The sequence below is a fragment of the Streptomyces alboflavus genome (assembly GCF_000716675.1).
GTDB lineage: Bacteria > Actinomycetota > Actinomycetes > Streptomycetales > Streptomycetaceae > Streptomyces > Streptomyces alboflavus.
On the sequence record NZ_JNXT01000007.1, the window covers coordinates 137135 to 155500 of the forward strand.

Below are 18366 nucleotides of genomic sequence, written 5' to 3' on the forward strand. Positions count from 1 at the left end.
GGCGGACCTGCCGCTGAGGAACCCGCACCGTCCCTGGTCGGAGCACGACCGGGGACGAAGGTTCCATACGCCCAGACGGGGCGCTCGCAGGGCGCAGTAGGCTTCGGCGCGAGAGCCGGAGCCCCTGTACCCATGGGGACACACCAGCCCGAGGAGCGCCGCGAATGAGCCTGACCCTGAGGACCATCAGCCGAGAGCAGCATCTGGCGTACATCCAGAGCCTGCCGTCGGCAAGCCATTGCCAGGTCCCCGCATGGGCAGACGTGAAGAGCGAATGGCGCTCGGAGAACCTGGGCTGGTTCGACGACAGGACCGGCCAGCTCGTCGGCGTGGGCCTCGTCCTCTACCGCCAGCTGCCCAAGGTCAAGCGTTATCTCGCGTATCTGCCCGAGGGTCCGGTCATCAACTGGTACGCCCCGAACCTGGACGAGTGGCTCCAGCCGATGCTGGCGCACCTGAAGAAGCAGGGCGCCTTCTCCGTGAAGATGGGCCCGCCGGTCGTCATCCGCCGCTGGGACGCCCCCGCGATCAAGTCCGGCATCCAGAACCCGGACGTGAAGCGGCTGCGCGATGTCGAGCCGACGACCATCGAGCCGCGCGCCTTCGAGGTCTCGGACAAGCTCCGCCGCATGGGCTGGCAGCAGGGCGAGGACGGCGGCGCCGGCTTCGGTGACGTGCAGCCCCGCTATGTCTTCCAGGTGCCGCTCGCCAACCGCGCGCTTGAGGACGTCCTCAAGAACTTCAACCAGCTGTGGCGCCGCAACATCAAGAAGGCCGAGAAGGCCGGTGTCGAGGTCGTCCAGGGCGGCTACCAGGACCTCGCCGAATGGCAGCGCCTCTACGAGATCACCGCGATCCGCGACAAGTTCCGCCCGCGGCCGCTGGGCTACTTCCAGCAGATGTGGCAGACCCTCAACACCGAGGATCCCAACCGCATGCGGCTGTACTTCGCGCGGCACAACGGCGTGAACCTGTCGGCGGCGACGATGCTCGTCGTGGGCGGCCACGTCTGGTACTCCTACGGCGCGTCCGACAACATCGGGCGTGAGGTCAGGCCCTCGAACGCGATGCAGTGGCGGATGCTGCGCGACGCCTACGCACTCGGTGCCTCCGTCTACGACCTGCGGGGCATCTCCGACTCGCTGGACGAGACGGACCACCTCTTCGGCCTGATCCAGTTCAAGGTCGGCACCGGCGGCGAGGCCGTGGAGTACGTCGGTGAGTGGGACTTCCCGCTGAACAAGCTGCTGCACAAGGCTCTCGACATCTACATGTCGCGTCGCTGATCCCGCACCGCTTCCTTCCGCATTTCCTTCCATACCTCTGTTACACCGCAGACACCAGAAAGGTTCCGGGACCAGCCATGGCGCTCACGCTCTATGTCGACACCGCGCGCTGGCGGGCACACCAGAAGCACATGCTGGAGCAGTTCCCGGGCATCGTCCCGGTCTGCAAGGGCAACGGCTACGGCTTCGGTCACGAGCGGCTCGCGGAGGAGGCCACGCGATTCGGCTCGGACGTGCTCGCCGTCGGCACGACCTACGAGGCCGCCCGGATCAAGGACTGGTTCGGCGGTGACCTGCTGGTCCTGACGCCGTTCCGCCGGGGCGAAGAGCCTGTGCCGCTGCCCGACCGCGTCATCCGCTCCGTGTCGTCGATCGACGGCGTGCACGGCCTCGTGGGCGCCCGCGTCGTCATCGAGGTCATGTCCTCGATGAAGCGGCACGGCGTCAGCGAGCAGGACCTGCCGCTGCTACACGCGGCGATCGAGGACGTACGCCTCGAGGGCTTCGCCATCCACCTGCCGCTCGACCGCACCGACGGCTCGGACGCCGTCGAGGAGGTCATCGCCTGGATGGACCGGCTGCGCGCCGCCCGCCTGCCCCTGCACACGATGTTCGTCAGCCACCTGAAGGCCGGCGAACTGGCCCGCCTCCAGCAGCAGTTCCCGCAGACCCGCTTCCGCGCGCGCATCGGTACGCAGCTGTGGCTCGGCGACCACCACGCGACCGAGTACCGGGGCGCCATCCTGGACGTCACGCGCGTCATGAAGGGTGACCGTTTCGGCTATCGCCAGCAGAAGGTCGCCTCCGACGGCTGGCTGGTCGTCGTCGCGGGCGGTACGTCGCACGGCGTCGGCCTGGAGGCCCCGAAGGCACTGCACGGCATGATGCCGCGGGCGAAGGGCGTGGCCCGCGCGGGCCTCGCGACCGTCAACCGCAACCTGTCGCCGTTCGTCTGGGGCGACAAGCAGCGCTGGTTCGCCGAGCCGCCGCACATGCAGGTGTCGCTGCTCTTCGTGCCGTCGGACGCGCCGGAGCCGAAGGTGGGCGAGGAGCTGGTGGCCCACCTGCGGCACACGACCACGCAGTTCGACCGGATCGTCGACCGCTGACTCGTCGGCTCGAAGGGTCGCTCCAAGGAAATGCCGAAGGGCCGGTACGCCTCCCGCGTACCGGCCCTTCGTCTTGCTCGGCGGGGCGGACCCGCGCCCGCCGAACACCCGCTCTCACTGCCTTGTTCGCTCAGGGCGAACGGTCGCTCCCCGTCCCCCACTGAACGCACGAGCCCGCTCCGTCCGGCGCAGCCTGCTGCGGCGGATGCGCCGCCGGACCGAGCACGAAGACGTCCGGAGCGCCGTCGAGGACCCCTCCGGAGGGGTCGTCCTCCCCGGTCCGCCGCACCACGTCCCGCTCCGGCATGAGGATGTCGCGCACCACCACGGCGCACAGGTACAGCGTCCCCAGCAGGTGGACCGCGATGGCCAGTTGGTAGCCCTCGGTCGGCAGGCCCTTGTGGGCGTCCCCGCTCGTCGTGAACGCGAGATATCCCCAGATCCCCAGGAAGTACGCGACCTCGCACGCCTGCCAGATGAGGAAGTCGCGCCAGCGGGGACGGGCCAGCGCGGCGAGCGGAATCAGCCACAGGACGTACTGCGGCGAGTAGACCTTGTTGGTGAGGATGAAGGCGGCGACCACCAGGAAGACCAGCTGGGCAAGGCGTGGGCGGCGCGGCGCGGTCAGGGCGAGGGCGGCCACTCCCAGACAGCAGAGGATCATCAGGGCAGCCGCGAGCTTGTTCACCGTGTCCGTGGTCAGCGGGTCGTCCATGCGCTGGGAGAGGATCAGCCAGAACGACCCGAAGTCGACCCCGCGCTCCTGGCTGAAGGTGTAGAACTTCGCCCAGCCCTCGCGGATGTGGAAGCCCGTCGAGTCGTGGCGGATCATCACCGGCAGGTTCACCGCGAGCCAGGCACCCACCGCGCTCCCCGCGGCCAGCCAGAAGGCCCGCCAGCGCCCGGCCCGCCAGCACAGCACGAGCAGCGGCCCGAGCAGCAGCGCCGGATAGAGCTTGGCGGCCGCCGCGAGGCCGATGAGGATCCCCGCGGGCACGGCCCGCCCACGCGACCACATCAGCATCGCCAGGGCCGTCAGAGCGACCGCGAACAGGTCCCAGTTGATGGTGGCCGTCAGGGCGAAAGCGGGGGCCAGGGCGACGAGCAGGGCGTCCCAGGGCCGGCGCCGGTGGATGCGGGTCACACAGACCGCGATGATGACCGTGCAGATCATCAGCATCCCGGCATTGACCATCCAGTAGAACTTCTCCTGGTGCTGGATGGATCCGCTGCCCGGCGTCAGCCAGGCGGCCACCTGCATGAAGAGACCGGTCAGCACCGGGTACTCGAGGTACTCCATGCCGACGTCGGCAGGCAGCTTGTCGAAGTACGGCACCAGTCCGTCGGCGAAGCCGCGCCCCTGGTAGAGGTGAGGGATGTCGGAGTAGCAGGCGTGCGTGTACTGCGAGCTCGCGCCGACGAACCAGGCGCCGTTGTAGCAGGGCATCTTCTGCACCATGCCGAGTGCGAACATGCCGATCGCGACCAGTGCGATGACGCGTACCGGGGTCAGCCAGGCCATCGCCAGAAGGGCTCTACGGCCGATCGGTCCGCCGATCAGCTCGCTGCCGGCCGCGGCGACCTCGTCCTGTTTCGTGGGGAGCACAGGCTGCGGCGCCTGCTCGGGTACGGACTGATGCGCGCGTGTGGGGGGCATCTTCTCTGCGCTGGGCATGGCGCACATCCTGCCGTACAGCTCTGAGAACTCCGGCTGTACGTGCCCGAGAACCCTCCGTACCGCCGACAGACGGCTGAAAGGCCCTGCCCGAAGCCCTACGGGCGGGCCGTACGACAGCGCGACAAGGCCGCCGCACCCTTGCCGGATGCGGCGGCCTTGTTTCACGTGAAACATGCCGTTTCCGTGGATCACGCCGTTTCACGTGAAACGTACGCGGGACTCGGCTCAGCCGGTCGGACCGGCCCAGAACCCCCCGTCGTTGTCGTTGCCGTTGTTGCCGCCGTTGTCATTGCCACCGTCGGGCTCACCGGTCGTCGGTGATGGCTCACCGCCCGGACCACCGTTGTTGCCGCCGTTCTCAGAGCCGCCGTCCGTCACACCACCGTCGTCCTCACACCTGGGGTCCCAGGGCTTGCAGGACTCGGTCGGGTCGGGGGACTCAGTCGGCTTCGGAGGCTCGGACGACTTGGTCTCGGACGGGGTCGGCGACGGGGAGTCGCTCGGCTCGGGCTCCTCGCTCGGCGTCGGGGAGGGCGGCGGGATGTCTCCGACGATCTCGCCGATCGGGCCCGGCTCGGGGAACGGGATGGCGCGCTTCCCCTTGAGTGCCTCTTCCATGTAGTCCTGCCAGATCTGCGCGGGGAAGGAGGCGCCGTGGATCTTCTTCTCGCCACCAGTCCCGAACATCTCCAGGAACTCGCGCTTGCTGTTGTTCTCGTCGTCGTCGAGCCGGTACATGCTGATCGCCGTCGACAGCTGCGGGGTGTAGCCGACGAACCAGGCGGACTTGTTGCCGTCGGTCGTACCGGTCTTGCCCGCCACTTGGCGGCCGGGCAGCTGGGCGGAGGTGCCCGTGCCCTTGTCGACCACAGTCCTCAGCACGTCGGTGACATTGTTCGCCACCTCAGGGGTGAAGGGGCTCTTGACCTGTTCCTTGTGCTGGAAGACCGTCTCACCCTCCTTCTTGACCTCCTTCACCGAGAACGGATCCCGCTGCTTGCCCTGGTCGGCGAACGTGGCGTACGCCCCTGCCATGCGGATCGCGCTCGGTGACGAGGTACCGAGGGAGAAGGACGGGTAGGTGGCGCCCGCCATGGACTTGTCGTCCTTGAGGCCGGCGTCCATGGCCGCAGCCTTCACCTTGTCGAGCCCGACGTCCATGCCGAGCTGGACATAGGCGGAGTTGACCGACTCCCGCATGGCCTCGCGGAGGTCGATCCTGTAGGACGGCGGGTTGTACGACTGCTGACCGTCATTGGTCTGCAGCCACTCCTTGCCGTCCTTGTCCTGCCAGACGGAGCCGTTGTAGTTCTTGATCTTGAGCTTGTTCTTGCCGCTGTACTTGCTCTTCGGGTTGACGATGGTGCGCTCGGTATCGCTCTGCGACTCGCCACCGTCCTTGTCACGGACGCCGTTCTTGAAGGCCGCCGCCAGCACGAAGGGCTTGTACGTCGAGCCGACCTGAGCACCGGTCGTGTCCGCGTTGTTGGTGAAGTGCTTCGTCGCGTCCTCACCGCCGTAGATGGCCTCGATCGCCCCGTTATTGGGGTTGACCGACGCGCCACCGAACTGAACGTGCGTGTCCTTGTCCGGGCGCAGCTTCGGCTTGATCTTGGCCTTGCGGACCTTCTCCACCGCGTCCTCGAGCTGATCGACCTTCTTCTTGTCGAAGGTCGTGTGGATCTCGTAGCCGCCCTGTTCGAGCTGCCCGGCGGTGACATTGCTGTTGTTGATGACGTACGCCTTGGCGAGCGAGACCAGGTAGCCGATCTGGCCGCTCAGCTTGACGTTCGAGCGCGGGCTCTCCAGCTTCGGGAAATCCGTGTACTTGTTGCGGACCTCGGCACTGAGGCGGCCGTCCTTGACCTCCTCGTCGAGGATCCACTTCCAGCGCTTCTCGGCCCGCTCCCGGTTGGCCTTGGGGCTGGCCGCAGGGTCGATCTCGGGGTAGCCGGCCGGGTCGTAGTACGTCGCGCCCTTGAGCACGGTCGCGAGGAGTGCGCACTGGCTCGGGTTCAGGTCCTCGGCGTCCTCGCCGAAGTAGGCGCGGGCGGCGGCCTGGATGCCGTAGGCGTTGCGGCCGTAGTAGGCGGTGTTCAGATAGCCCGCCATGATGTCTTCCTTGCTCACCTCCCGGCCGACCTTTATGGAGATGAACAGCTCCTTGAACTTCCGCGTGAACGTCTGCGACTGGTCGTCGAGGCGGGCGTTCTTCACGTACTGCTGCGTGATGGTCGAGCCGCCCTGGGTCTGACCGCCCTTGGCCATGTTGACGACGGCCCGGGCGATGCCCATCGGGTCGACGCCCTTGTCCTTGTTGAAGGTCTTGTTCTCCGCCGAGATGACGGCGTTGCGCATCGCCCTCGGGATGTCCGCGTACTTGATGATCTGGCGGTTGGTCTCGCCGCCGGTCGCGACCATCTGGGAGCCGTCGGCCCAGTAGTAGACGTTGTTCTGGGCCCGCGCCGCCTTGGCGACCTCCGGCACCTCGACGAGGGCGTACGCGATGCCGACGACCGCCAGCATGCTGCCGAGGAACCCGATGAACAGGCCGGTGACGAGCCGCCACGACGGCAGCCAGCGCCGCGCCCCGGACTTGCCCGCGCGCGGGTAGTCGATGAAGCGCTTCTTGGCGGGCTCGTGGCCACGCCCTCTGCCCCGCCCCCGGCCGGCGTTCTCGGCGGCCCTGCGACGGCCACCACCACCCCCGACAGAACCGCTGCGGGCCGCGCGCCGGGCCTCGGCGCGACCGCCGTAGGGCCGCTCCTCGCCCCCGGGGCCCCCCGGCCCGTACGACGACGGGGCTGACGGCGATGACGGCGATCCAGTGGCGTCACGCGGTGCTGCACGACGGCCCGACGGCGCTCCGGACGCGCCGGATGCGCCACGCCTGGCCGCGGCGCGTCCGCCGCCCTGCGGCTGCGGCGGTTTGCGACGGTGCTCGCTCATCGAACGACTACTCCTCGGGCAGGCGCGGGTCTCCGCGCCTGGAAACGGCGGCTGGTTTCCGGTCCCCCCGATGTACGGATGCGCCCGTTCCGGCACTCATCCGCACTGCACCGGGGACAGCGACGCCACCTCGCGTCACTTGGTTCCCGGCGGTATGCATGGCGCACAGACTACGCACCGTCAAAACCCTCTTAGGACCGAAGTTCACCCCAAAACAGGCAAGTTACTTCCTACGAATCGGTGATGTGATGCCGTTCACCGTGCCCCCTCTTGTCGCAGGCGGCACGTCGTTCTATCGTCGTGATGTATCGAGCCGATACATCAGGTCGGCATAAAGGGCCGTGTGCGGCAGACCGGGACAGACGGGAGGCGACGATGAGCAGACGCTCCGGCATCCTCGAGTTCGCCGTGCTCGGCCTGCTCCGCGAGTCCCCGATGCACGGCTACGAGCTGCGCAAGCGGCTCAACACCTCACTGGGTGTGTTCCGCGCCTTCAGCTACGGGTCGCTCTACCCATGCCTCAAGACTCTGGTCGCGAACGGCTGGTTGATCGAGGAATCGGGTGCTGCCGGAGAGGCCCTGGCTCCCCTCGCGGGGCGCCGCGCCAAGATCGTCTATCGGTTGACGGCTGAAGGTAAGGAACACTTCGAGGAACTGCTCTCGCAGACCGGCCCCGATGCGTACGAGGACGAGCACTTCGCTGCCCGCTTCGCCTTCTTCGGCCAGACCTCGCGGGACGTGCGGATGCGGGTGCTCGAGGGCCGCCGCAGCCGCCTGGAGGAGCGCCTGGAGAAGATGCGCGCCTCCTTGGCCCGCACCCGGGAGCGCCTCGACGACTACACGCTTGAGCTGCAGCGGCACGGGATGGAGTCCGTGGAGCGCGAAGTGCGCTGGCTGAACGAGCTCATCGAGAGCGAGCGCGCGGGACGCGACCAGCAACGGTCCGCACCCGACGGCTCCGCTCAGCAGAACAGCACATCTGGGGAGTCGGGCGTCCTGCCCCGGCGGCGGGGCAGCACCCCGCCGCCGGATGCGTCCGACGACACCACCAAGTGAGCCTCCGCATTCGGCGGAGTCTCATCCGGAATACCGAGATCACACAGGGAGCAACCGGAATGGGTTCGGTTCGCGTAGCCATCGTCGGCGTGGGCAACTGCGCCGCCTCGCTGGTCCAGGGCGTCGAGTACTACAAGGACGCAGACCCGGACGCCAAGGTCCCGGGCCTGATGCACGTCCAGTTCGGCGACTACCACGTCGGTGACGTCGAGTTCGTCGCCGCCTTCGACGTCGACGCGAAGAAGGTCGGCCTCGACCTCGCGGACGCGATCGGTGCCAGCGAGAACAACACCATCAAGATCTGCGACGTGCCGAACTCCGGCGTGCAGGTCCAGCGCGGCCACACCTACGACGGCCTGGGCAAGTACTACCGCCAGACCATCGAGGAGTCCGCCGAGGCCCCGGTCGACGTCGTCCAGATCCTCAAGGACCGCAAGGTCGACGTCCTGGTCTGCTACCTGCCGGTCGGCTCCGAGGACGCGGCGAAGTTCTACGCCCAGTGCGCCATCGACGCCAAGGTCGCCTTCGTCAACGCCCTCCCGGTCTTCATCGCCGGCACCAAGGAGTGGGCGGACAAGTTCACCGAGGCGGGCGTCCCGATCGTCGGCGACGACATCAAGTCGCAGGTCGGCGCGACCATCACGCACCGCGTGATGGCGAAGCTGTTCGAGGACCGCGGTGTCCGTCTTGAGCGCACCATGCAGCTCAACGTCGGCGGCAACATGGACTTCAAGAACATGCTGGAGCGCGACCGCCTCGAGTCCAAGAAGATCTCGAAGACGCAGGCCGTCACCTCGCAGATCCCCGACCGCGAGCTGGGCGAGAAGAACGTCCACATCGGCCCGTCGGACTACGTCGCGTGGCTCGACGACCGCAAGTGGGCGTACGTCCGCCTCGAGGGCCGCGCCTTCGGCGACGTCCCGCTGAACCTGGAGTACAAGCTCGAGGTCTGGGACTCCCCGAACTCGGCCGGTGTCATCATCGACGCCCTGCGCGCCGCGAAGATCGCCAAGGACCGCGGCATCGGCGGCCCGATCCTGTCGGCGTCCTCGTACTTCATGAAGTCCCCGCCGGTGCAGTACTTCGACGACGAGGCCTTCGAGAACGTCGAGAAGTTCATCAAGGGCGAGGTCGAGCGCTGAGCCGAGCGCCAACTCAACCGCGGGGCCGACTGCTGAGTCGGCCGCTTCGGTAGCCAGTCGGGGTCCCCGGGTCATATGTGCCCGGGGACCCCGCTCGTATGTGAGGCTGTGCCCCATGGCTGTCGTCGGTGACCTGCGCGTTCTCCTGCGGCTGCGGGATTTCCGGCGCCTGCTGGCCGTGCGGCTCGTCTCCCAGGGCGCGGACGGCGTCTTCCAGGTCGCGCTCGCCGCGTACGTGGTCTTCTCGCCGGAGAAGGAGACGTCCGCCGCGGCGATCGCCTCCGCGATGGCGGTACTGCTCCTTCCGTACTCCCTCGTCGGCCCGTTCGCGGGCGTCCTGCTCGACCGCTGGCGACGGCGCCAGGTGCTGCTGTACGGCAATGTGCTGCGGGCCGCCCTCGCCTGCGTGACCGCCGTGCTGATCCTCAGCGACACCCCGGACTGGCTCTTCTACGCGTCCGCGCTCTGCGTCACTGCCGTCAACCGCTTCGTCCTCGCCGGGCTCTCGGCGGCGCTGCCGCGCGTCGTCGACTCCGAACGCCTGGTCCTGGCCAACTCCATCTCCCCGACCGCGGGCACCCTGGCCGCCACCGCGGGCGGCGGTCTCGCCTTCGTGGTACGCATCGTGGCCTCGGACTCGGACGCGGCCGTGGTCCTCCTAGGCGCCGCGCTCTATCTGTGCGCCGCGCTCGCCTCCCTGCGGATGTCCCGCGAACTCCTCGGTCCCGATCCGGAATTGGTGCAGCCGCACCTGCGCACGGCGCTCGCCGGGACCGCACGCGGTCTCCTTGCCGGCGTACGCCATCTCGCCGAGCGGCGCCCGGCCGCGCACGCTCTGGTGTCGATGACGCTGATGCGGTTCTGCTTCGGCGCGCTCACGGTGATGGTGCTGATGCTGTGCCGGTACGCGTGGGGGTCGACGGAGGACGACGGGCTCGCGCTGCTCGGGGTCGCCGTGGGGATCTCCGGTGCGGGGTTCTTCGCGGCGGCCGTGGTGACGCCGTGGGCAGCGGGGCGGTTCGGGCCCCGCGGCTGGCTCGTGCTCTGCGCCGCCGCGGCGGCCGTCCTGGAGCCCGCGCTCGGCCTGGCCTTCGCCCCGGTGCCGATGTTCGTCGCCGCCTTCGTCCTGGGGCTGACCACCCAGGGCGCGAAGATCGCCACGGACACGGTCGTCCAGGCCGCCGTGGACGACGGCTTCCGGGGCCGGGTCTTCTCCCTCTACGACGTCCTCTTCAACATCTCCTTCGTCGGCGCGGCAGGCGTCGCCGCCCTGATGCTGCCCCCGGACGGAAAATCGGCTTCCTTGGTTGTCACGGTGGCCGTTATTTACGCGGCGATTGCTGTGGCTATGGCCAGGTTTGACGACCAGTAAGTGTCACATCAGTGCCACAGAGGTCCACTGAGCTTCAATCCGCGCTCGGGATCTCGGTAACTTACGGGGGTCGTTTCGCGCCATCGCGCATCCCAGCCACACGCCTTGCGCTCTCTTCTAGGGGGATCCCCGTGTCCACTCCGCCGCCCCAGGGCCAGAATCCATTCGCCCAGGGCCAGCAGCCCTACGGCCAGCAGCCTCAGGGCGGTGCGCCGTACGGCCAGCCCCAGGGTGGGGGCGACCCCTACAGCCAGGCCCCCGGCCAGCCGTACCCGCCGCAGCCGGGCGCTCCGCAGCAGCCGGGCGTGCCGTTCTACCAGGGCGGCCCGGACCCGCAGGCTCCGCGCAAGAGCAAGAAGAAGCTCATATTCTCCATCGTGGGTGTCGCCGTCGTCGCGCTGATCGCCGGTGGCGCGGTCCTGGCGGGCAAGGACGAGGCAGCCGCAGCCGAGGTCGGCGACTGCATGAGCGTCGGCAACCCGACGAGCTCCACCGACCCGGACTTGAAGATCGTGGACTGCGGCGACAGCAAAGCCGCGTACAAGGTCGCAGAGAAGAAGGACAGCGGAACCTGCGACATCAGGAAGTACGCCCAGTACCGGGAGACGGGTCGCGGTGACGACTTCACGCTCTGCTTGGAGAAGCTGAAGAAGTAAGCAGCCTGCATGCATGAAGCGGGGCGATGTTTTACGTGAAACATCGCCCCGCTTCATGCATGAGGGGCGCTGTGTTTCACGTGAAACACAGCGCCCCTTCGCATGCTCACCTCTACTGCTCCTGCGCAGCCCACCACTCCTTGAGCGCCGCCACCGCCGCGTCCCGCTCCATCGGCCCGTTCTCCAGGCGCAGCTCGAGCAAGAACTTGTACGCCTGACCGACGGCAGGGCCGGGGCGGACGGCGAGGATCTCCATGATCTCGTTGCCGTCGAGGTCGGGGCGGATCGAGTCCAGCTCCTCCTGCTCCTGGAGGCGGGCGATGCGCTCCTCCAGGCCGTCGTAGGCGCGGGACAGGTTGTTGGCCTTGCGCTTGTTGCGCGTGGTGCAGTCCGAGCGGGTCAGCTTGTGCAGGCGGGTCAGGAGCGGGCCCGCGTCGCGGACGTAGCGCCGGACCGCGGAGTCCGTCCATTCGCCCTCGCCGTAGCCGTGGAAGCGCAGGTGCAGCTCCACGAGCCGTGAGACGTCCTTGATGAGCTCATTCGAGTACTTCAGGGCGGTCATGCGCTTCTTGGTCATCTTCGCCCCGACCACCTCGTGGTGGTGGAACGAGACCCGCCCGTCCGACTCGAAGCGACGCGTCCTCGGCTTGCCGATGTCGTGCAGCAGTGCGGCGAGCCGGAGCGTCAGGTCCGGGCCCTCGGTCTCCAGCGCCATCGCCTGCTCGAGGACGATCAGCGTGTGGTCGTAGACGTCCTTGTGCCGGTGGTGCTCGTCGCGCTCCAGGCGCAGGGCGGGCAGCTCCGGCAGGACATGGTCGGCGAGGCCGGTGTCCACGAGGAGAGCGAGGCCCTTGGCCGGGTGCGCGGACAGGACCAGCTTGTTCAGCTCGTCCCGGACGCGCTCGGCGGAGACGATCTCGATGCGCCCGGCCATCGCCTTCATCGCGGCGACGACCTCGGGGGCCACCTCGAAGTCCAGCTGCGCGGCGAAGCGCGCGGCCCGCATCATCCGCAGCGGGTCGTCCGAGAAGGACTCCTCAGGGGTGCCGGGGGTCCGCAGGACGCGCTCGGCCAGGTCACCAAGGCCTCCGTGCGGGTCGACGAACGTCTTCTCCGGGAGCGCCACAGCCATCGCGTTCACGGTGAAGTCACGGCGGACGAGGTCCTGCTCGATGGAGTCGCCGTACGACACCTCGGGCTTGCGCGAGGTCCGGTCGTACGCCTCCGATCGATATGTCGTCACTTCGACCTGGAAACGCTGCTCGGCGCCGTCCACACGAGCGTCCTTCTGGCAGCCGACCGTCCCGAAGGCGATCCCGACCTCCCAGACCGCGTCGGCCCACGGACGGACGATCTTCAGTACGTCCTCGGGGCGGGCGTCCGTCGTGAAGTCCAGGTCGTTGCCGAGCCGGCCCAGGAGCGCGTCCCGGACCGATCCGCCCACCAGGGCGAGCGAGAACCCGGCCTCCTGGAAACGGCGGGCGAGGTCGTCCGCGACGGGGGAGACGCGCAGCAGCTCGCTCACAGCGCGGTCCTGCGCCTGGCTCAGGGCACGGGGATTGTCTTCGTTGGCGTTCGGCACAACAGAAAAGGGTACGTGCCCCGGGCGCCGGGGGCCGCCCGGATTTCCGCGGGCCTCGTCAGTGCCGCACACGGCGCTCACCACCGGGCTTGCGGGCGTCGCCGCCAGGCCTTCCGATCTTGTGGAGCAGTCCGCGGCACTTAGCCCCGGCGCACCTCGTTACCATGCGTGGACGCAGCGAACGACAACCACCGACACAGCTGACGACGACGAGGGACGGGCAACGCGTGGCCGAGGCGGCAGATTTCCCGGGGACCAGCCCCTCACCTGCCCGCCGGTGGTTCCGGCGGACAGCGACACTGCTGGCCGGGGCACCACTGCTGGCCGGGCTGCTCCAGGTGCCCGTGAGCCCCTCCGCGCATGCCGCCGGTACCGGAGTGACGACGGGCACAGCGACCACGACCGGGTCAGTGGGCACGTCGCATGCCGCGGGCGCCCACACCGGCGCCGCGGACGCGCGCAAGGCCTCCACGGGCACGAAGGCCACCCCCACCGGCTCCCGCACCGTCGATGTGTCCCTGGACACCCTCACGCCCAGCGCGCCGCGCGACGGCGACACCGTCGTCGTCTCGGGCAAGATCACCAACGAGGGACGCCAGGCGATCACCGACGCCCATGTGGGCCTCCGCGTGGGCAGCGCCCTCGGCGGCCGCACGGACATCGACAGCGCCGCGAAGCGGACCACCTACCAGCCCGGGCTCGACGGCTCCGAGGTCGGCGGGAAGTACGTGGAGAAGTTCTCCCGGCTCGCCCCGGGCGTCCCATACGACTTCAGCATCTCCGTGCCCGTGAACGCCCTGCGCCTCGGCATGGACGGCGTCTACCAGCTCGGCGTCACGCTGACCGGCCAGACGCCCGCACAGCCCTACCCCCAGGTGCTCGGCATCGAGCGGACCTTCTTGCCGTGGCAGGACGGGGCGGCCGACACGAAGACCAAGACGACGTACCTGTGGCCGCTCATCTCGACCACGCACCTCACGTCGAGGACGCGCTCCGACGAGGAGCAGACGCCGCTCTTCAAGGACGAGAGCCTCGCCAAGGAACTCCAGACGGGCGGGCGGCTGCAGCAGCTCCTGACGCTCGGCAGCCAGCTCGACGTCGCCTGGGTGATCGATCCTGACCTGCTGGTCTCCGTCGACGCGATGACGACGAGCTACGACGTCGAGGGGCCGGACGGCACGACCGTCGCGGGCAAGCACCAGGCCGTCGCGAAGCAGTGGCTCAACCAGCTCCACAAGGCCGTGAAGGGCAAGAAGGTCGTCGCGCTGCCCTTCGCCGACCCCGACCTCGCCTCGCTCGCCCACAACGGCAGGGCCGTCAAGGGCTCGCTCGGCCACCTCAAGGAGGCCACCGAGGTCGGCGCCCAGGCCGTGGAGGACATCCTCAACGTCAAGCCCAGCTCGGACTTCGCGTGGCCCGCCGAGGGCGCGGTCGACCCGTCGGTCGTGGACGTCGCCACGTCGGCGGGCGCCCACTCGGTGATCGCCCGCAGCGACAGCCTGCGCGAGACGGGCGGGCTGCTGTACACCCCCAACGCCGCGCGGCCCATCGGCGGCGGGACGACCGCCGTGGTCGCCGACGCGCGCCTCTCGACCGCGTTCCGCGGCGACATGACGGGGGCCGAGGACTCCACCCTCGCCACCCAGGAATTCCTGGCCCAAAGTCTCATGATCACGCTGCAGGATCCGGACAAGCAGCGCAGCGTCGTGGTCGCCCCCCAGCGCATGCCCACGGCCAGCCAGGCCCAGACCATGGCGCGGGCGCTGGCCGCCCTCGACGACAAGCGCTGGTCGCAGCCGCAGTCCCTGACGGCGGCGGCGAAGGCCGAGCCGGACCCGAACGCCACCACCCAGGTCCCCTCCGCCGGGTCCTACCCGTCGTCGCTGCGCAAGCAGGAACTGCCCCGCTCGGCGTTCGAGGAGGTCCAGAACACCCAGGGCAAGCTCGACCGCTTCAAGCAGATCCTCTCCCAGGCGGACCGCGTCATCACCCCCTTCGGGCGGGCGATGGACCGTGAGATGTCCACGTCGTGGCGCGGCCGCCCGACCGACGCCCAGAACTTCCGCAAGGGCGTGCAGGGGTATCTGACGAGCCTCATCCAGCAGGTGAAGCTGATCAACAAGTCCGAGGTGAAGCTCTCGGGCCGCAGCGCGACCATCCCGGTCACGGTGCAGAACAACCTGGTGCAGGGCGTCGACCACCTCGTCCTGCGCCTGACGTCGACCAACCCCACCCGTCTGAAGGTCGGCGACGGGCTCTACGAGGAGCAGCCCGTCCGGATCACGGGCGGCGGCCACACCCAGTCCGTGAAGTTCACCACCACGGCCAACGCCAACGGCCCGGTCACGGTCTACGCGCAGCTCTACACCGAGGACAACGAGCCCTACGGCGCGCCCGTCCGCTTCGACGTCAACGTCACCGAGTTCACCGCGACGGTGATGCTGGTCATCGGCGGCGGCGTCCTGCTCCTCGTCCTCGCCGGGTTCCGCATGTACACCCAGCGCAAGCGCGCGGCGCGGCGGCAGGCCGAGGCGGGCCCGGACGGCGGCCCCGACGGCGATTCCGACGCCACCCCCGACACCTCTCCCGGCACCGACCCCGGATCGGCCGATCCCGAGCAGCCGAGTGACCCGACACCGGACACCGCTGCCGAAAGCACCGAGCCTTCGCACACGGGTGAGAGAGTGGACCGTTGAGCGATGTCGTGGCCGGTGGGCCCGCGGACCATGAGGTGGGGTAAACCATGAACGCGCCGTACGACGGTGAGCGCGGCCAGGGCGCGGGCAGCTCCGGTGCGGCCGGGGACCCGCCTCCCGGCCCCCACGAGGACGGTCAGGTGCCGCCGCAGCACGCCCCGGACGCCTACCTCCAGGACGCGTACGCCCAGGACCCCTACCGGGCCCAGGACCTCTCGGCCCAGGACCCGGTGGCCGAGGCGCTCTACGACCGCGCGGCCCACCCCCCGCCGCCGCCCGGCAGCTACCCCGACCCGCAGCAGCTCTACGCCCAGCCGCCGTCGGCGCAGTACCAGCCGGACCCCCGCGTCTGGGCCCAGACACCGCCGCCGGAGCCGGACGGCACCACACGCCACCTCCCCTACGGCGACGACCCGCGCACCACGCAGTACGTGGGCGTGGACGACCTCGTCACCCAGGCGGGCGAGGAGCGGCACCAGCCGGACGCCTTCGCGCACCTCTTCCGGGACCAGCAGGGCAGCGGCCACCGCGACCCGCGGGCGGGCTACGGCGACCCTCAGGCCGCCGACCCGCGCGCCCAGCAGGGCTACGAGGGCCAGCAGAACGCCCCGTACCAGGGACAGCACGGCGGGGGATACCAGGGCCAGCACCCCGGCTATCAGGACCCGCAGGCGGGCGGCTACCAGGGACAGCCCGGCACCGGGTACCAAGGGCAGCCCGCCGGTTACCAGGACCAGCAGGGCGCTGCCTATCCCTACCAGCAGCAGCCCGGCCAGGCCGCCTACCCGGACCAGCAGCAGCACGGCGCCGGGTACGCCCACCAGCAGGGCGCCGGCTACGCGGACCAGCAGCACGGCACGCCGTACGCGTACCCGCAGAGCGACGCCGCGTACAACGACCAGCAGGGCGCCCAGTACGCCCAGCAGGCCTCCCCGTACGCCAATCAGCAGGCCGGTGGCTACTACCAGGACCCGAACCAGTACCCGGATCCCGGCCAGTACCAGGACCCGAACCAGGGCGGCTACTACCAGCAGCCGCAGTACGGCGGCCAGCGCCCGCCCGCGGGCCAGGAGGAGCTGGCGGCCCCGGCCGTCCCGGCGCCCGCCAAGGCGCCCTCGCAGGCTCCCGCGGCGCCCGCGGGGAAGACCGGCGGCCGCGCGTCCAGCCTCCTGAAGTCCAGCGCCGTGATGGCCGCGGGCACGATGGTGTCCCGCCTCACCGGCTTCGTCCGCTCGGCGATGATCGTCTCGGCGCTCGGCATCGGTCTGCTCGGCGACACCTTCCAGGTCGCCTACCAGCTGCCGACGATGATCTACATCCTCACCGTCGGCGGCGGCCTCAACTCGGTCTTCGTGCCGCAGCTCGTGCGCGCCCAGAAGAACGACGCGGACGGCGGGCAGGCGTACGCCAACCGGCTCCTGACGCTCGTCATGGTGGCGCTCGGCGTACTCACGGTGCTCGGCTGGATCGCCGCACCGCTCCTGGTGCACCTGCTCTCCACGCCGGTCGCCAGCGACCCGGCGGCCAACGAGGTGGCCATCACCTTCGTCCGCTACTTCCTGCCGTCGATCTTCTTCATGGGCATCCACGTCGTGATGGGGCAGATCCTCAACGCCCGCGGGAAGTTCGGCGCGATGATGTGGACCCCGGTCCTCAACAACATCGTCATCATCGCCACGCTCGGCATGTTCCTCTGGGTGTACGGCACGTCCGAGAAGTCGGGCATGCGCGTCACGTCGATCCCCGACGACGGTGTGCAGCTGCTCGGTGTCGGCGTCCTCCTCGGCCTCGTCGTCCAGTCGCTCGCGATGTTCCCCTACCTGCGCGAGACCGGCTTCAAGCTGCGGCTGCGCTTCGACTGGAAGGGCCAGGGGCTCGGCAAGGCCGCCATGCTCGCCAAGTGGACGATGCTCTTCGTCCTCGCCAACCAGGCGGGCGCGATCGTCGTGACCCAGCTGGGCACCGCGGCGGTCAAGCACTCCGGCATGGACGGCACCGGCTTCTCCGCCTACGCCAACGCCCAGCTCATCTGGGGGCTCCCACAGGCCATCATCACGGTCTCCCTGATGGCCGCCCTGCTGCCGAGGCTGTCGCGCTCGGCGCACGAGGGCGACACCGGGGCCGTACGCGACGACATCTCGCAGGGCCTGCGCACCTCGGCCGTCGCGATCGTGCCGATCGCCTTCAGCTTCCTCGCACTCGGCATCCCGATGTGCACGCTCATCTTCGGCTCGTCCGGCGTCAACGGCGCCACTCGCATGGGCTACATGCTGATGGCCTTCGGCCTCGGCCTGATCCCGTACTCCGTGCAGTACGTCGTCCTGCGCGCCTTCTACGCGTACGAAGACACCCGCACCCCCTTCTACAACACGGTCATCGTGGCCGCCTTCAACGCTGCCGCCTCCGGCATCTGCTACCTGGTGCTGCCCGCCCGCTGGGCCGTGGCGGGCATGGCGCTCTCCTACGGCGCCGCGTATGCGATCGGTGTGGGCGTCGCCTGGCAGCGGCTGCGCAAGCGTCTGGGCGGCGATCTGGACGGGGCGAACGTGATCCGGACGTACGCCCGGCTCGCGCTGGCCTCCGTGCCGGGTGCGATTCTCGGCGCCGGGGCCGGGTACGCGATCACGAAGGCGCTCGGGCAGGGGGTCATCGGCTCGCTGGCCGCGCTGATCGTCGGTCTGGCCGTGCTCTTCGGGGTCTTCTTCGTGGCCGCGCGCCGCATGCGGATCCAGGAGCTGAACTCGCTGGTCGGTATGGTGCGCGGGCGACTGGGGCGCTGATGTGAAGGAGTCCGCACAACCATCGTCGGCCACCGCGTGTCGTGCATAGCGCCGGACTGT

Annotated in this window: 11 protein-coding genes; 8 read left to right on the plus strand and 3 right to left on the minus strand. The window is 69.3% G+C overall.

All coding sequences use genetic code 11. The features are described 5' to 3' along the window. The first annotated feature begins 164 nt into the window (after positions 1-164). Positions 165-1286: a lipid II:glycine glycyltransferase FemX gene (locus OO63_RS08225; RefSeq protein ID WP_030357784.1), complete on the plus strand. Its 1122-nt coding sequence runs from the start codon at positions 165-167 to the stop codon at positions 1284-1286. Positions 1287-1363: 77 nt separating this feature from the next. Then, a complete protein-coding gene (locus OO63_RS08230) occupies positions 1364-2395 on the plus strand; it encodes an alanine racemase (protein WP_030357783.1) in 1032 nt (343 codons plus the stop codon). Between the two features lie 130 nt (positions 2396-2525). Here the strand turns inward: OO63_RS08230 and OO63_RS08235 are convergent, their stop codons facing one another. After that, positions 2526-4079, minus strand: a complete 1554-nt coding sequence (locus tag OO63_RS08235; protein WP_078619015.1) for a glycosyltransferase family 87 protein — start codon at positions 4077-4079, stop codon at positions 2526-2528. Positions 4080-4298: 219 nt separating this feature from the next. Further along, complete coding sequence (locus OO63_RS08240) at positions 4299-7022, minus strand: transglycosylase domain-containing protein (RefSeq protein WP_063750380.1); 2724 nt, start codon at positions 7020-7022, stop codon at positions 4299-4301. Positions 7023-7397: 375 nt separating this feature from the next. Between OO63_RS08240 and OO63_RS08245 the strand changes: the two genes are divergently transcribed. The 4 genes from OO63_RS08245 (at position 7398) to OO63_RS08260 (ending at position 11248) form a co-directional block, all read left to right on the plus strand. Next, positions 7398-8078: a PadR family transcriptional regulator gene (locus OO63_RS08245; RefSeq protein WP_030357780.1), complete on the plus strand. Its 681-nt coding sequence runs from the start codon at positions 7398-7400 to the stop codon at positions 8076-8078. A gap of 59 nt (positions 8079-8137) precedes the next feature. Beyond that, on the plus strand, positions 8138-9220 hold the full coding sequence (locus OO63_RS08250) for an inositol-3-phosphate synthase (protein ID WP_030357779.1): 1083 nt from the start codon (positions 8138-8140) through the stop codon (positions 9218-9220). Between the two features lie 115 nt (positions 9221-9335). Next, a complete protein-coding gene (locus OO63_RS08255) occupies positions 9336-10592 on the plus strand; it encodes an MFS transporter (protein WP_030357778.1) in 1257 nt (418 codons plus the stop codon). Between the two features lie 131 nt (positions 10593-10723). Then, positions 10724-11248, plus strand: coding sequence for an LppU/SCO3897 family protein (locus OO63_RS08260; protein WP_030357777.1), 525 nt, complete (start codon positions 10724-10726; stop codon positions 11246-11248). A 112-nt stretch (positions 11249-11360) separates the two neighbouring features. Here the strand turns inward: OO63_RS08260 and OO63_RS08265 are convergent, their stop codons facing one another. Then, positions 11361-12830 carry a CCA tRNA nucleotidyltransferase gene (locus OO63_RS08265; protein ID WP_051810652.1) on the minus strand — a complete coding sequence of 490 codons (1470 nt, stop codon included), beginning with the start codon at positions 12828-12830 and terminating at the stop codon, positions 11361-11363. A gap of 227 nt (positions 12831-13057) precedes the next feature. On the opposite strand from OO63_RS08265, the gene OO63_RS08270 reads away from it, so the two are divergent. Then, positions 13058-15526 carry a DUF6049 family protein gene (locus OO63_RS08270; RefSeq protein WP_030357775.1) on the plus strand — a complete coding sequence of 823 codons (2469 nt, stop codon included), beginning with the start codon at positions 13058-13060 and terminating at the stop codon, positions 15524-15526. 47 nt (positions 15527-15573) lie between these two features. Further along, positions 15574-18306, plus strand: coding sequence for a murein biosynthesis integral membrane protein MurJ (gene murJ, locus OO63_RS08275; RefSeq protein ID WP_030357774.1), 2733 nt, complete (start codon positions 15574-15576; stop codon positions 18304-18306). The last annotated feature ends 60 nt before the right edge of the window (positions 18307-18366 follow it).

Bases quoted from the DNA above. Each gene is read 5' to 3' on its own strand.
- OO63_RS08230 (WP_030357783.1), top strand. From the start codon at position 1,364: ATGGCGCTCACGCTCTATGTCGACACCGCGCGCTGGCGGGCACACCAG.
- OO63_RS08250 (WP_030357779.1), top strand. From the start codon at position 8,138: ATGGGTTCGGTTCGCGTAGCCATCGTCGGCGTGGGCAACTGCGCCGCC.
- OO63_RS08235 (WP_078619015.1), bottom strand. From the start codon at position 4,079: ATGTGCGCCATGCCCAGCGCAGAGAAGATGCCCCCCACACGCGCGCAT.
- OO63_RS08255 (WP_030357778.1), top strand. From the start codon at position 9,336: ATGGCTGTCGTCGGTGACCTGCGCGTTCTCCTGCGGCTGCGGGATTTC.
- OO63_RS08245 (WP_030357780.1), top strand. From the start codon at position 7,398: ATGAGCAGACGCTCCGGCATCCTCGAGTTCGCCGTGCTCGGCCTGCTC.
- OO63_RS08240 (WP_063750380.1), bottom strand. From the start codon at position 7,022: ATGAGCGAGCACCGTCGCAAACCGCCGCAGCCGCAGGGCGGCGGACGC.
- OO63_RS08225 (WP_030357784.1), top strand. From the start codon at position 165: ATGAGCCTGACCCTGAGGACCATCAGCCGAGAGCAGCATCTGGCGTAC.
- murJ (WP_030357774.1), top strand. From the start codon at position 15,574: ATGAACGCGCCGTACGACGGTGAGCGCGGCCAGGGCGCGGGCAGCTCC.